Origin of the sequence: Ignatzschineria rhizosphaerae (genome assembly GCF_022655595.1) — a bacterium.
Classification (GTDB): domain Bacteria; phylum Pseudomonadota; class Gammaproteobacteria; order Cardiobacteriales; family Wohlfahrtiimonadaceae; genus Ignatzschineria; species Ignatzschineria rhizosphaerae.
On the sequence record NZ_CP093379.1, the window covers coordinates 2763369 to 2778161 of the forward strand.

At 37.1% G+C, this 14793-nt stretch carries 15 protein-coding genes and 2 pseudogenes; 8 read left to right on the forward strand and 9 right to left on the reverse strand.

Features of this window, described 5'->3' with window-relative positions; genetic code table 11:
* Positions 1-91: 91 nt before the first annotated feature.
* The 3 genes from hflD to MMG00_RS12605 form a co-directional block, all read right to left on the reverse strand.
* Complete coding sequence (gene hflD / locus MMG00_RS12595; RefSeq protein ID WP_242148890.1) at positions 92-694, reverse strand: high frequency lysogenization protein HflD; 603 nt, start codon at positions 692-694, stop codon at positions 92-94.
* A gap of 304 nt (positions 695-998) precedes the next feature.
* Complete coding sequence (locus tag MMG00_RS12600) at positions 999-1829, reverse strand: integrase core domain-containing protein (protein ID WP_432805951.1); 831 nt, start codon at positions 1827-1829, stop codon at positions 999-1001.
* 77 nt (positions 1830-1906) lie between these two features.
* Entirely contained in the window at positions 1907-2311 is a 405-nt protein-coding gene (locus MMG00_RS12605) for a hypothetical protein (RefSeq protein WP_242148895.1), read from the reverse strand.
* 192 nt (positions 2312-2503) lie between these two features.
* On the opposite strand from MMG00_RS12605, the gene MMG00_RS12610 reads away from it, so the two are divergent.
* Positions 2504-3307 carry an integrase core domain-containing protein gene (locus MMG00_RS12610; RefSeq protein WP_432805952.1) on the forward strand — a complete coding sequence of 268 codons (804 nt, stop codon included), beginning with the start codon at positions 2504-2506 and terminating at the stop codon, positions 3305-3307.
* Here MMG00_RS12610 and MMG00_RS12615 read toward each other — a convergent pair.
* The 4 genes from MMG00_RS12615 to MMG00_RS12625 form a co-directional block, all read right to left on the reverse strand.
* A complete protein-coding gene (locus MMG00_RS12615; RefSeq protein WP_242148900.1) occupies positions 3291-3626 on the reverse strand; it encodes a hypothetical protein in 336 nt (111 codons plus the stop codon). The two genes, MMG00_RS12610 and MMG00_RS12615, sit on opposite strands and share 17 nt — an antisense overlap.
* An 80-nt stretch (positions 3627-3706) precedes the next feature.
* Positions 3707-4363 (reverse strand): fimbrial biogenesis chaperone, encoded by a 657-nt coding sequence (locus MMG00_RS12620; RefSeq protein WP_242148902.1) that lies wholly within the window; start codon positions 4361-4363, stop codon positions 3707-3709.
* A gap of 19 nt (positions 4364-4382) precedes the next feature.
* Positions 4383-4631, reverse strand: a complete 249-nt coding sequence (locus MMG00_RS14400) for a FimD/PapC C-terminal domain-containing protein (protein ID WP_432805953.1) — start codon at positions 4629-4631, stop codon at positions 4383-4385.
* Complete coding sequence (locus MMG00_RS12625) at positions 4604-5833, reverse strand: fimbria/pilus outer membrane usher protein (protein ID WP_242148904.1); 1230 nt, start codon at positions 5831-5833, stop codon at positions 4604-4606. The genes MMG00_RS14400 and MMG00_RS12625 overlap by 28 nt, the downstream gene beginning before the upstream one ends.
* A gap of 335 nt (positions 5834-6168) precedes the next feature.
* Between MMG00_RS12625 and MMG00_RS12630 the strand changes: the two are divergent.
* The 5 genes and pseudogenes from MMG00_RS12630 (at position 6169) to MMG00_RS12645 (ending at position 9707) form a co-directional block, all read left to right on the forward strand.
* Positions 6169-6924 (forward strand): annotated as a pseudogene (locus MMG00_RS12630) (IS5 family transposase).
* A gap of 963 nt (positions 6925-7887) precedes the next feature.
* A complete protein-coding gene (locus tag MMG00_RS12635; protein ID WP_242148907.1) occupies positions 7888-8166 on the forward strand; it encodes a hypothetical protein in 279 nt (92 codons plus the stop codon).
* Positions 8167-8410: 244 nt separating this feature from the next.
* Positions 8411-8536, forward strand: coding sequence for a hypothetical protein (locus tag MMG00_RS14170; protein ID WP_255837024.1), 126 nt, complete (start codon positions 8411-8413; stop codon positions 8534-8536).
* Between the two features lie 272 nt (positions 8537-8808).
* Positions 8809-9387, forward strand: a complete 579-nt coding sequence (locus MMG00_RS12640) for a DUF2303 family protein (RefSeq protein WP_242148909.1) — start codon at positions 8809-8811, stop codon at positions 9385-9387.
* Positions 9388-9392: 5 nt separating this feature from the next.
* Positions 9393-9707 carry a hypothetical protein gene (locus MMG00_RS12645; RefSeq protein WP_242148912.1) on the forward strand — a complete coding sequence of 105 codons (315 nt, stop codon included), beginning with the start codon at positions 9393-9395 and terminating at the stop codon, positions 9705-9707.
* Positions 9708-9820: 113 nt separating this feature from the next.
* Here the strand turns inward: MMG00_RS12645 and MMG00_RS12650 are convergent.
* Positions 9821-10575 (reverse strand): IS5 family transposase gene (locus tag MMG00_RS12650; RefSeq protein ID WP_242148914.1). Its coding sequence is split into 2 segments (ribosomal slippage): positions 9821-10401 and positions 10401-10575, totalling 756 coding nucleotides; the frame shifts between segments, so codons are not numbered across the junction.
* Between the two features lie 211 nt (positions 10576-10786).
* Between MMG00_RS12650 and MMG00_RS12655 the strand changes: the two genes are divergently transcribed.
* Together MMG00_RS12655 and MMG00_RS12660 are read left to right on the forward strand one after the other, a co-directional pair.
* Positions 10787-11758, forward strand: a complete 972-nt coding sequence (locus tag MMG00_RS12655) for an AEC family transporter (protein WP_242148916.1) — start codon at positions 10787-10789, stop codon at positions 11756-11758.
* Between the two features lie 53 nt (positions 11759-11811).
* Positions 11812-13182, forward strand: coding sequence for an MmgE/PrpD family protein (locus tag MMG00_RS12660; protein WP_242148918.1), 1371 nt, complete (start codon positions 11812-11814; stop codon positions 13180-13182).
* Between the two features lie 4 nt (positions 13183-13186).
* On the opposite strand, the pseudogene MMG00_RS12665 reads toward MMG00_RS12660, so the two are convergent.
* A pseudogene (locus MMG00_RS12665) lies at positions 13187-13942 on the reverse strand (IS5 family transposase).
* Positions 13943-14793 lie beyond the last annotated feature (851 nt).

Here is a 14793-nt window from a genome sequence, read left to right on the forward strand (position 1 = left end):
AATCCTACATATTTAGCCATATAAAAACACCCCAAAGTTGTGTCCAACTTTTGGGGTGCAGTTCAATTATTGAGTGGCTTTTTTAGTGGTATTAAATTTCAAGAAGAATTTGATGCGCTGTTTCTGGTAATTTATTCCAAGGCCAGAGTAGTGAAAATTTAGTACCGCCATATTGGCGCCAGAGCATTGCTGAGCGAATTCCTGCTAATAAAAGTGTTCTAATTTCGTTTGTGATATGTGGCTGGCTTAAAACTGCTTGATCGCCCCTTACCATAATTCTAGGGGAGAGTTTACTTAATGTTTGCGTATAAAGATCGGCAATACCGGCAATGATATTTTCATGGGTCATATCAAAGTGCTGTAAGCGTGTTGAGATTGATTCTAAGCCACTTGCTAGAATTGTTAATGTCTCTGAATCATTACTTAAACTTTTTTCTAGAGAGATTAGCGAATAGAAGTAAATTTTGGCTTGGCTAGGCACATTTTTTAATCCTTGCGCGAATCCTTGTAAGCCCGGCTTAATATTTTCAACACCATCGTAAACATCTTGGATATTTTCAGGTGTCATCGCAAATATGCTGTGAAGTAATGGATTACGCTCCTCGTTGGGGATGGAGCCAATTGTTGCTAATCGATTCACAAGTATTGCTGATTGTAAGATTGCCGAAAGTGCAATCACCTGATTTCTATCCATTTCTCTCTATCTCTATAAAAAAATTATAAACAATGTTATTGAGATGATAGCAGACCCATTTTATTAGTGTCTTGGTAATTTAATCCTTTATAAGCACTCGTTGTAAAATTCTCTACTCTATTTACTAGGGCTTGTTGAACATTGGTCTATAACAAACTGTTTTTAAAAGAAATGATTTATTCTCTGAAAACTGCAATAGTCATCATGTTTTCAATAGGTTATTGTGATTAAATTTTGAATGTTCAACAGACCCTAATAAATCCCAAAGCTTTATTGCTTTAGGTGTTAGAAATCGGCGGGTTGTTTACACTTCAGTGTTAAAATAATTTTCTAAAACTTCATAAGGCGTTAAACCATTAATACCCTTATGAGGTTTTACTGTGTTGTAATAGTTCAAAAATCGTTTTAGCTTCTTTTTCCGATCATCTGAACTGATAAACTCCTCCTGATTATGCCACATTTCCATGAGTGTTCGAATGACTCTTTCTGCTTTTCCATTCGTTTGAGGGCAAGCTGGCTTTGTAAACTTTTGATTAATCTTATGTGTTAGGCACATTTCGACAAAGGCATGTTCTGATGTACCTTTATACTCACGACCATTATCCGAATAGGTGCATTCTACAGTATAGGGACACTGTTCTGACAGATCCCATCGAAGAAATTCAGCAGCACTAAACTGTGATTTATCAGGATAAATACCGGCATAAAGTTCTCTTGAAAAATCATCAATTCCTACAAATAAATACTCTCTAGTGCGATTTTTAAGATCCCCTTTTAAAAGAGGGAGCCGTTTAGTATCCACATGGACCATCTCGCCAGGATAGTTTTTGTTATAACGTTTAGCCCTCTTTTTAAGTTTCTCTTCAATAGATTTTTCAATCTTTGCAAGACGTTTAATGCCATACTTAATTGTTCTATAACGTTCATTTTTACTAGCTAATGGCACAAACAAGTTCAATCTACCTTGTTTTAGTACTTTATAGATCGTAGGTCTGCTTACCATAAAACGCTCAGCTAGATAGGTTACGGTAAATTTTTCTTGATGATGTAATCGCCAAATCTCTTCTAGATGATGTAATCGCCAAATCTCTTCTAGATGAAACGGCGTTAATTTTGTTTTTCGATGGATATTCATAACAGTATTTTCTCCTAATACTGTAAACAACGCGATAAAATCCTACACTTTAGGGTTTATATTGTACTGAGATTTTTTTAATCCCCTTCAATTTCTAAAAGGATTTGGGAATTCCAAGCTCCGACTTTCACAGGGGATGTTCCATCTCTTTTCCATGTAAAACTAAATATCTTATCAATTTTCCTTGGGTTAGCTGTAACTCCGGTTGTTTGTTGTTGGAGTGTACCAAAATTAAATTTTGTTCCTAGCGTTAAATCAATAGCAGCATTATTACTTTTATCTCGAATTTCAATGCGGGTGTTATTATCTAGTCGCATTACACCTTGGGAAAAGGCAGCGCTAGCCCCTGAAATAAGCCCCTTTGTATCGGGATTAAAGGTCATGGTGATGTTTTGATTACGATCACAGGCTTCTCTTCTTCCAACTGAGAGTGTTAGCTCTCGCGTTACTGAGCGCCCATTATTAAGATCACTAGTTGACATCTGTCCAAAATTAATTCTCCCATCATCAGGTGTTAATCTTAATCCAATGCCACAGCTCATAGGGTCTGGTGGCGGAGGGTCTACAACGCCTGTATCGCCAGAGTTATCTCTAGAATAATAAACAACAAGACTTTTTGTTTCACCTTGTAGGATTTTATCGCGTTGTTTACAGTATTAGGAGAAAATACTGTTATGAATATCCATCGAAAAACAAAATTAACGCCGTTTCATCGAGAAGAGATTTGGCGATTACATCATCAAGAAAAATTTACCGTAACCTATCTAGCTGAGCGTTTTATGGTAAGCAGACCTACGATCTATAAAGTACTAAAACAAGGTAGATTGAACTTGTTTGTGCCATTAGCTAGTAAAAATGAACGTTATAGAACAATTAAGTATGGCATTAAACGTCTTGCAAAGATTGAAAAATCTATTGAAGAGAAACTTAAAAAGAGGGCTAAACGTTATAACAAAAACTATCCTGGCGAGATGGTCCATGTGGATACTAAACGGCTCCCTCTTTTAAAAGGGGATCTTAAAAATCGCACTAGAGAGTATTTATTTGTAGGAATTGATGATTTTTCAAGAGAACTTTATGCCGGTATTTATCCTGATAAATCACAGTTTAGTGCTGCTGAATTTCTTCGATGGGATCTGTCAGAACAGTGTCCCTATACTGTAGAATGCACCTATTCGGATAATGGTCGTGAGTATAAAGGTACATCAGAACATGCCTTTGTCGAAATGTGTCTAACACATAAGATTAATCAAAAGTTTACAAAGCCAGCTTGCCCTCAAACGAATGGAAAAGCAGAAAGAGTCATTCGAACACTCATGGAAATGTGGCATAATCAGGAAGAGTTTATCAGTTCAGATGATCGGAAAAAGAAGCTAAAACGATTTTTGAACTATTACAACACAGTAAAACCTCATAAGGGTATTAATGGTTTAACGCCTTATGAAGTTTTAGAAAATTATTTTAACACTGAAGTGTAAACAACCCGCCGATTTCTAACATATTATAGGTATTTAAAAAACGTCTAAAGCCATTATTAGCCGTCACTAAAGATGATGTAACGATATTTATTTGTGACCCCGCTCTGCAGTCCATTAATACTCCATAGTTAAACTGAGCTTGACCGGCATTGCCTCCGCCACCTTGCGATGTCGCTAATGAGTAAGAAAAAATGTCATACGCTGAAGCAGCCCCGCTATTGGGGACTCTTGTGCATTGGGCGTATGCTAAGGAGGCTGATGAGAATAATAATATTCCCGCTCCTATGCTCAATATTGATTTAGTAAATGGTTTCATCATAAATTTTCCTATAGATCTAACACGTACTATCGACTACGGATAGCATCTTGTACAGAGCATGTATTTTGGGCGCGCGATACTTATAGTGAGTCCGTTCCGCCAAAGTCATTAATGGTTAATATTGCAAACTTATTAGATAAACTTACATTTACTGACTCTGAACTAAAAGGCTTTAAGACGATATCTCTTTCAATTATTTTTCTTGAATTGGCATTGGAAAATCTATAAATCACAACATGGTAGGCAGTTGGGTTATTGATGGTCATTGAATTTCCGGATTTATTCATTGTAAGTTCTTTCGCCCAACCATTGTTTTCATAAGGTGTTAGCCCATCTGGTCTATAAAATAATTTAATTTTAGTTTGAAGGGCTACACCAATGCTATTCACGTCGGCATTATTTGTAGAAGGAACGCCTAACACTGTTAAAAAGAGCATCGATTCTCTATCTGTTGGTAGCTCAGCTGCAGCATTACCAATAACTGATAACCTTACTTGCTTACTCTGTTTGGGGTTAATACGTTGTAAAATAGGAAGGGCTGCGATAGGGGTTGAAATTTTTTGACCCTTTTCATTTTCTACCCAAGCTTGTGCTAAGTAAGGTAGGCTTCCTTCGTTAGTGAGCTTTATAGATTGTGATTTAGTCGTACCTTGTAAAATTGCACGTGATCTATCTACTGAAACCTGTGCATTGACGATATTGATTAAGAGAAAAATTGCAATGATTATCTTTTTCATAAATTAAAATTCCTTTTTATTAATAGCATGTTAAGTTTTTAAGATCATCTGGGTTTAATGAAGGTATCTTCAAATCGCATGAGCTAGATCCATTCCATTTCACTGTATACTTATGGTCTGGCTGTAATCCCATGATGTATGTCAGCCCACTTTCAGCAACAATTGCGACTTCCTTATTGTCTCCATTTTCTCTATATACCATTGCCCCAAAAGGAGGGTGTGATCCATCTCGTAAAGAAATTATTGATAATGCTGTTTCTCCACGAATTCCCCTAAAGAGAGGTAAGCGATTGCGCCGGTATCAACGGCTAAGTTAACGACACTGTCTGTAATTTGAACATCGTTAGGTAAATTATCATTATTTACGGAGTAACTGACAAAGGAGTAAGGTGAAACACTTGGTACCCCAATTAGTCCAAAAGTATTACTCTTTAATTTACTACTATCATTTCCTAACTGTACGTTAGGTGCGCCCGCATCTAATATTAATCGTGATGTTTCTGGTCCATAAGCAGCTCCATGAGTTGCTAGCCTATGTTGAGTTAATGTCATTGAGCCATTATACCCAGCTCTGACAGAATCATAATTTTTAGTATGGTTGAAACTTGTAGTAGCGGTACCATAGCGTGTATTTGTGTTGTAATATCCTGTTAATGAATAATCTATACTACCGCTGAAATCTCTTTTATTATTCGTGTTAACATCAATTGAATAATCCCCACCTAAACCATGGTTATTATAACGAACCTGTTGATCAATCCTCTTACTAGAGCTTGAATAGCCTCCGTTATAACTCAATGAGTCTCTGTCCTCTCCTAAAGGAATAGTGACAAATAGGGCTATTATTTTATCATTGTCTCCACCATCATATTTATCTTGAGATAGAGAAAGGTTAAGAGAGGTGTTTTCAAAAAGCCCAGGTGTTTTTATTGTTTTACCAATTAATATATTGTAACTTGAGTTATTACCTGGTCTATTCCAATATATTTCTGTTGAAATTGTTTTTGAAATATAGATGTCGGCAGGTTCTATATATTGAGAAACACTTACTGAAACTCGATTTTTTTCATAATAAGGTTGATGGCTAGTCATTCCAGAGTTTTCTGGTCGAATATGTTGTTTTAGACTAATATAATCACTTACACCTCTAAAACCACTACTTGAGAAGCGATATCCTGCGAAGTTTAAGGTTGTTCCGGCGCTAAATTTTTTTGCATAGTTAAAACGATAACTTTGACCTGTTCTGCGATCATTAAGCCCTTTAATATCACTTTTGGAGTGCGTAACATCAAATGATATAGCACCAAATTGGTGTAAGTTTAAACCTAAACCAAGGTTTACAGCCTGGAATTCACTATTAGTAGTATGCTGAATACCACCAAAAACGGAGATATCACTCGTTAAACCATAAGAGATATCGCCTGAAAAAAATTTGTTCCTACTTTTGTTCCGACGAGAGGATATATACAATCATTAAAACATATTAATGCAGCTTGCTTTTAGGTTTTTAAAAATAATTATACCGTAATTAATACCACTATTTATCTCAAATAAAGAAAAACGAGCCTCAGCTCGCTTTGTCTTTTTGCTCTACTGCTTTCAGTATATCGTTCACTAATTCTATACTCATATCGTTAGTCTCAGCAATGTATTTTTTAGACCACACTAAAAACTTTCCTCGCCTCTTTGGTTTTTCAATCTCACCAGAAGCGACCATTTGATCTAGGGTCTGTTGAACATTTGGAATAAAAAATAGAGAGTTGTAAAATGTAATCGTCAAAAAAACATTACAAACTCTCTATTCTATGCCCCAAACGTTACTGAATGACCAGCTTTGGTTGAAGCTAAAACCTATTCTCCTAGATTTAAATATTTATGACAAACCAAATTTAAGAAATATTTTTACAGGCATTTTATTTCGCCTTAAAACAGGCTGCCAATGGCGCTATCTTCCCGAGTGCTTTGGAAAGCCTAATACGGTTTTAAAGCTTTTAGGCGATGGTCCAAGCTTGATAAGTTTTCTAAAATATTCAAAATGTTAATTCAAGATCCTGATATGGAATGGCTATCCATCGATGCGACTCACATCAGAGCACACCAAAGTAGTGCTAGGTCTTCTAGCTTAGAATCTCAAGCAATTGCCAAAAGCGCTGGCGGTAATAGTACTAAAATCCATCTTATAGTGGATGCTCATGGTAACCCTCTCGACTTTATAATCAGCGATGGGGTAACTCATGATGTCAAAGTCGCCCCAGAGCTGATTGAAAAAGTTTATTTAAATGAAACAAAATTACTAAATGCCGATCGAGGATATATATCTGAAAAAGTAAGTGAATCCTTATCTCATCAAGGATGTTCACCCTAATATTCCCAATAAAAGAAACAGCTTATCTGGCAATATCCACATGGACTGGCATATTTATAAAGCTCGGCATGTTGTCGAGAATATGTTTGCAACTTTAAAGCATTTCAGAGGCATAGCAACACGATATGATAAGTTGAAAAATAGCCATATCAGTAATGTTGCTTTAGCCTGTGCTTATATTTGGTTGAAATTATGAATGTTCAACAGACTCTAGTCTATTTATCGTATCTGCAATAGTTTCATCCTCCTGGCGATTAAGATTAACTACCTGAAATAAATGAACCCTCCTCATTCCTTTGGTACTAGATTCCTGCATCGATCTAAATACCAATATCGCTCTTCTTATATCAAGATTCCCTATTTCCACTCCATGAGGTATTTGAGATGCCGGCGATTCTGGCCGCATCTCCCCAAAACTTGCAATAGAACTTGCTGGAGGAAACCCATTAGTATCGAGCGCCCACTTAGGGAATTGAGTACCACCACGAGCAACTGGAAAAGCTACATCAAGTAGAAAAGCCTTTTCTAGTGAATGAGAAGACAGTTATCACACTTAAACAGGCATAAAAAAGCCCATCCAATGGAGAGTGAATGGGCGAGATCTAGGGAGTGTTGTTGTTATTTTAAACGTAAATTTACTATTTTTCACAGAATAAAAACAACATAAACCGATAAATATTGACTTGAATCAATACTTAAAATTCAAAGACATAAAAAGCCCTTACTTCAGAAGATGTTAGGACTTAGAAGTGTAAGGGCTACAGGCAGATCGGAGTCTGAGCTAACTACCAATCATAATTTAAAGATTATCACAATTACGACAATAAAATCAACCATATAAACATTATTTCAACCCCAAAGGCCTTTATTAAACAGTTGAGCCTCGAAGACGGACATCAACGAGGCTCGGGGATCGGAATTATCTATTAGGGGATTTTTCCTATAAGGAGTATAACGCAATGAGCAACAAAAAGGAGAATTTCGTTCACTATCGAACGCTTTCAAAGAGTAAGCATTTAGCATCAGATGATCTTATTGGTCTTGAGAGCTAACCCGTGACACTAAGACATCTTGGAATCTTGATAGCTTCCCTGCTTCAGTAGAAAGCGCCTTAGCTCAAACCAACGCCACAGATTACGAATGGCAAGGTCGAGGTTACATGATGCTTCTAAATGAGCATGGAATAGCGATAAAACGCCACAGTGTTGATTATTGCTTAGTAGATACACCGCTTCATTTAATCAGCCCTTTTGATAATTCGCTTCACGAGTTTAGCCATTACCCTACTTCACTTCGCGTGACTTCGGTTGTTTATGAGAGCTGTTTAGAGAAAGAAGCTCTCATCAAAGAGCGTTGCAAATTGGCTCAAATTTACTATGCAGAAGCCATTAATCGCATTTACCAAGATCACGGCATGAAGCCTTTTAAGGTCGCATAGGAGATACAGCATGTTAAACAAATTCAAAATATGGCTTAACGAATATCTCGAAAGAAGATTCACAAAAGCTTTTCATCATGAACTCGAAAATCTCAAACACTCGAAAATGATCGAAGAAGCAGAACATTTAGCAAGCAGGCCATCCATTAGCACAATCGCTAATGCTCCACGACATGAAGTTAAAAAGGCGGCGTAGATTACGCCAAACAATCAGCAGTAATCATCTATATCAGGAGAAATAAATATGAAAACTAACGTACAGGAATTTTTAGGAAACTTAGAAGGGGGCGTTTTGGAAGAGGCGCTCGGAAGCATCTTAAACGATATCGCATTTGCGGTCCGCAATACAGATAGCCGAGTAAAAGGATGAGTCAGTCTTGATTTCTCTTTTGAGAAGCTCAATGACGAACAAGTCATGATCACTCACAAAGTTGATTTTAAAAAGCCAACATCAAAAGGCTCTATCTCAGATAGATAGCGTATCTCAAACTCCAATGTTTGTGAATAAAGGCGGCGAATTAACCCTATTCCGTAAAGACCACGAAGATCTATTTAGCCCTAAAGTCGTTCCGCTTCACAAAGAAGCTAATCAGTAGCATCAATCAGCAGTTTTTAATCAACTCAAAATAGGAAAAATATAAAATGGAAAACGTAACAACAATCATTGAAAACTCAGCTCTTAACTACGCAAATGAGATCGTTGAAAAAGATAAAGATATTATCTATTTAAGCGACAACTCAAGCGTTCATGACTTAGAAAAGTTCTCAAAAACTAAGCGTCGCATGAACAGCCAGTTTGGAACCACCTCTATCAAAGCATTAGCTCAATTTGCAGAATCAACTATCAATCAGTCATCAGAGGTTGATACGCCCAGCTGCTTCATTGGCGAAAATGGAAATGCTAAGTTAATCCACAATTTTGGAACAACCGAAACGCCTCTTCATCAAGACTTGAAAGCATCGGTGCAACTTGGTCAAACTCCAGTATTTAAAGCTATTAACAGATTGCGTGATGAACGTTTATCTCAACGTGATTTAGCTGAATTTATCGAAGATTTTCACACTTACGTTAAAGCTCTCGATAAAGACGGCAATGAAATCAATCAACCTGTAGCGATTGCTGCAATTCGCAATATGTCGATTGAATCTAACTCCTCAGTTAATCAAACAACTGAAGAGTACAAAGACACCTCAAAGATGGGACGATATCGAGCCAGTTAATGATTATGAGTGATTCTATTCATCTTTTTGATAGAAATAAATCGCCAATATCATTTACAGCAAAATCAGCAATTAAAGGCATCGACTTCATCAACTCCCTCGACACAGAAACATTCGTGATTGAGGGGGAGGAGGATATCCAAAAAGTCTTAGAGGGAGCAAATGTAAAGCTTGCTAATGGCAATAAAGATATTGTTCTACATAAAACAAATTATAAAGAGCAATCAATGATTCAGTTTTCAGAAAACAAGCACTGGGGTGCTGTAGGTATATTTATCCTCAAAGGCGCAACAGTAACCCAGAAGAGAGGTGAGGTATGACTATCGACTTAATAGAATTAACCAACACTGTAACAAAAGATGATATTAGGCATATTATGGCTCACTATCCATTTGAGCCTTTATCAAGAACCACTGTAGAGTCTGTTGAACATTCATAATTTCAACCAAATATAAGCACAGGCTAAAGCAACATTACTGATATGGCTATTTTTCAACTTATCATATCGTGTTGCTATGCCTCTGAAATGCTTTAAAGTTGCAAACATATTCTCGACAACATGCCGAGCTTTATAAATATGCCAGTCCATGTGGGTATTGCCAGATAAGCTGTTTCTTTTATTAGGAATATTAGGGTGAACTCCTTGATGAGATAAGGATTCACTTACTTTTTCAGATATATATCCTCGATCGGCATTTAGTAATTTTGTTTCATTTAAATAAACTTTTTCAATCAGCTCTGGGGCAACTTTGACATCATGAGTTACCCCATCGCTGATTATAAAGTCGAGAGGGTTACCATGAGCATCCACTATAAGATGGATTTTAGTACTATTACCGCCAGCGCTTTTGGCAATAGCTTGAGATTCTAGGCTAGAAGACCTAGCACTACTTTGGTGTGCTCTGATGTGAGTCGCATCGATGGATAGCCATTCCATATCAGGATCTTGAATTAACATTTTGAATATTTTAGAAAACTTATCAAGCTTGGACCATCGCCTAAAAGCTTTAAAACCGTATTAGGCTTTCCAAAGCACTCGGAAAGATAGCGCCATTGGCAGCCTGTTTTAAGGCGAAATAAAATGCCTGTAAAAATATTTCTTAAATTTGGTTTGTCATAAATATTTAAATCTAGGAGAATAGGTTTTAGCTTCAACCAAAGCTGGTCATTCAGTAACGTTTGGGGCATAGAATAGAGAGTTTGTAATGTTTTTTTGACGATTACATTTTACAACTCTCTATTTTTTATTCCAAGTTTTCAATAGACTCTAAATTTATATATTTTTTATTGTATTTTATATACACGAATAAAATAAATTGTTATATATTTGTATATAGTTGTTTCTGGTGATGGACATATCTATTGTTAATCGTTATTTTTATACTGAAGAGATATTAAAATGGAACATATTTTACAAGCTGTTGCCGTAGTCACTCCGATTATCTTTGTACTGGCTTTTGGCTTCATGGCTGGAAAAATGAAAGCCTTTGGAACTGCCGCCAATCCCATTCCGATTATTAATGAGCTTGTATTAAAGTTTGCGTTACCGCCGGCACTTTTTGTAGGCACAATTGTCGTAACGCGTGCGCAATTAGAAGAAGAGATGGTGCTCTTCTTTATTTTATTAGTGTCTCTCTTTTTAGCATATATGGCGGGATTTATCATTGCTAAGGGGCTTTTTAAGAGAAATATTGTTGAGTCCTCCATCGCGGGATTAGCAGTGAGTTTTTCCGCAGGTCCTTTTTATGGGCCGGCGCTTTTAGGGAGTATTTACGGGGCAGAAAGTGGTGTGGCCGTGAGTATGATCTCGTTAGTTATTAATGTGTTTATCGTGCCCCTTGCGACCATTATTATTAAAATTAATTTAGCAAAAACAAGTGGGGAACATCACTCTCTTGTAAAAATGATGAGCCAGTCGATTTATGAAGCGATTTTTAAAACCCCTTTTGTATGGGCACCACTTTTAGCATTTATCTTGGTATTTATCGGCATTAAAACGCCTGATGTGGTGAATAACTCTTTAGGATTAATTGGTAAAGCAACCGCAGGGCTAGCCGTATTTGTGGCAGGGATGACGATTGCGGCCAACAAGTTTAAGTTTGATGGCGAAGTACTCTTTATTGCCTTATTAAAAAACATTGGATTACCGGCATTATTTATCGGCATCGCGATCCTTTTTCATATGCCATCAGGAAGCGCAACTTATAATCAAGGGCTACTCTTAGCAGCACTCCCTTCAGGACCCATGATTGTTCTTTTAGCTACAAAATATCAACAATATCAACAGCAAGCTTCCTCCATTTTAGCGGTTTCAACCGTGGGAATGCTCATTACTGTTACCGCTTTAATTTATATTTTAAACCCGTCTTAATGGATAGGACGCCGTAAGAATTTAGAGATTTATCTACTAGTGGAGAAAATATTATGAGTACCAAAATAGAACGTATTGCAGATTATGTTTGTCGCGCGAAATTTGAAGATCTATCGGCAGCTTCATTGCAGCAAATTCCGATTCATATGCTCGATTCTTTAGGCTGTCAAATTGCAGCGCTTGGCGCAGGACCTGTTAATACTTGTTATGAGCAGTTACAAGAGTTTGCGCCTAATGGTAGTGTTCCTTTGATTGGTGGTGGTACTTCTAACCCTGTTTTTGCGGCATTTTGGCACACGGTATTAGTGCGTTATGTGGATGCCATGGATAATATCTTAGCACCCACGGAAACTGCGCATACGGCGGATAACTTTGGGGGTGTTTTAACTGCGGCGATTATTAGTAATGCTTCTGGTAAAGATCTGATGTTAGGGATGGCATTAGGTTGGACGTTGCAAAGTCTCTTAGTAGAACATGGAAACTTTATGACGCGTGGGCTTGACCATACGGCGCAGCTCGCAATTTCAGTGCCGGGAGCTGCCGGAAAATTATTAGGGTTTGATCAAAAAACGATTGCCCATGCAATGGCGATGGCGGCTGCTAGTGATGCATCATTTGCCGGCATTCGTGCAAAACCCTTATCACAATGGAAAGGATTAGCTTCAGGGCAATCGGCTCTTGGCGCATTTAATGCCTTATATCTTGCGAAAAGAGGGGGTGAAGGGCCTTTAGCAATTATTGAAGGACCTAATGGTATTGAACATCTCTTAGGAAAACCGATCGATGTTGATTGGGAACATGAGAATTACGAAGGCGTTACGACAGCCACAATCAAGAAGTTTGTCGCAATGATTCATACTCAATCTGCAATCGAATGCTTATTAGAGCTTCTTCAACAGACCGCTGTTGATGCAAAGAATGTGGTTTCTATCGAAGCGGATGTGCCGCAAATTACCTTTGATTTTTCAGGCGGAGGACTTTACGGTGGGGCAATGGCAGAGATCACCTCAAAAGAGCAAGCGGATCACTCTTTGCCATATCTTTTAGCGGTTGCGTTATTAGATGGACAAGTGATGCAAGCACAATTTACCCCAGATAGAATTGCGGCGAGCGACGTGCAAACTTTATTAAAGAAAGTGATTGTGAAGGCCGATTCTGAATTTACAAAGCGTTATCCTGAGGAGTTTTGTGCAAGAATTACGATTACCTTACAAGATGGGCGTAAAGTGACCCACGAAGTGAGTAATTACCCAGGAATGCCATCGCATCCTTTTACTTGGAATGATGTAGAAGATAAGTTTGATCGTCTTACAAAAGGGAATATTGATACGGGACTTTCTGCTGAGTTAAAAGCGATTGTAAAGGATATTCAAAACCATAATACGGCTGATTTAATGAAGGTTTTAACAGCAATTAGGGTCTGAATATTCATAATTTTAACCAAATATAAGCACAGGCTAAAGCAACATTACTGATATAGCTATTTTTCAACTTATCATATCGTGTTGCTAAGCCTCTGAAATGCTTTAAAGTTGCAAACATATTCTCGACAACATGCCGAGCTTTATAAATATGCCAGTCCATGTGGATATTGCCAGATAAGCTGTTTCTTTTATTGGAAATATTAGGATGAACATCCTTGATGAGATAAGGATTCACTTACTTTTTCAGATATATATCCTCGATCGGCATTTAGTAATTTTGTTTCATTTAAATAAACTTTTTCAATCAGCTCTGGGGCGACTTTGACATCATGAGTTACCCCATCGCTGATTATAAAGTCGAGAGGGTTACCATGAGCATCCACTATAAGATGGATTTTAGTACTATTACCGCCAGCGCTTTTGGCAATTGCTTGAGATTCTAAGCTAGAAGACCTAGCACTACTTTGGTGTGCTCTGATGTGAGTCGCATCGATGGATAGCCATTCCATATCAGGATCTTGAATTAACATTTTGAATATTTTAGAAAACTTATCAAGCTTGGACCATCGCCTAAAAGCTTTAAAACCGTATTAGGCTTTCCAAAGCACTCGGAAAGATAGCGCCATTGGCAGCCTGTTTTAAGGCGAAATAAAATGCCTGTAAAAATATTTCTTAAATTTGGTTTGTCATAAATATTTAAATCTAGGAGAATAGGTTTTAGCTTCAACCAAAGCTGGTCATTCAGTAACGTTTGGGGCATAGAATAGAGAGTTTGTAATGTTTTTTTGACGATTACATTTTACAACTCTCTATTTTTTATTCCAAATGTTCAACAGACCCTAGATAAGAATATCCGAATACCTACATATTCAGATGCTTTAGCAGACTTTGCAACAAGGCTTGAAATGATTATTTGAAAATATTTGCCTAGATACGTATCCAGTGATATGCTAATGTTGTAGATTCGGATTTTTGCGTATAAGCTCTCTTAGGAGAGCTTTTTTGTTGGATGAAATATAGATAAAAAAATAGCAAGGCATTGCTAGGGATGCACCTTGCTATAGTTAATTATTTATCAAAACTTAATATTAAGCTTTAATAAAATAACACTTTTATAATAATTTGTTAATGTTTATTTAATTGTAGTGTGTATATTATACATAATATATATGTCTTACTGCTCAATAAATCTCTTAGAGTAAGTAATAAACATTTGCTCGGTAGTTTCTCTCATTCTATGTGAGTTACCTAGTTTGATGTTGTTGCCGCAAGTGCAAATAAAATTATTATGAAGGGCTGATAGTTTTTTGCTATGGGTAGTTTTGCAAATGCAACATTTAAGTTTGATATCAAAGTCAGGTAAGATTTCATCTAAATTGAACATAAAAATTCCATTTTTTATAAGTATATAAAAATAGCCACTGTATATAGATTGTGGGAATTTTATTTAGAGCATAGGCGTATAGAGCAATCTATCCGCGGATGATTCCACTGCATTAGCTTCTAACTGTATGGTTAGTGGCAATGATATGCGTGTGAGAAAGCGCTGAGGGTAAAAGCTGGGTTCGTGAATACGAGTAGTCGAAAGATTAGAATCCCATGCTCCGTGCG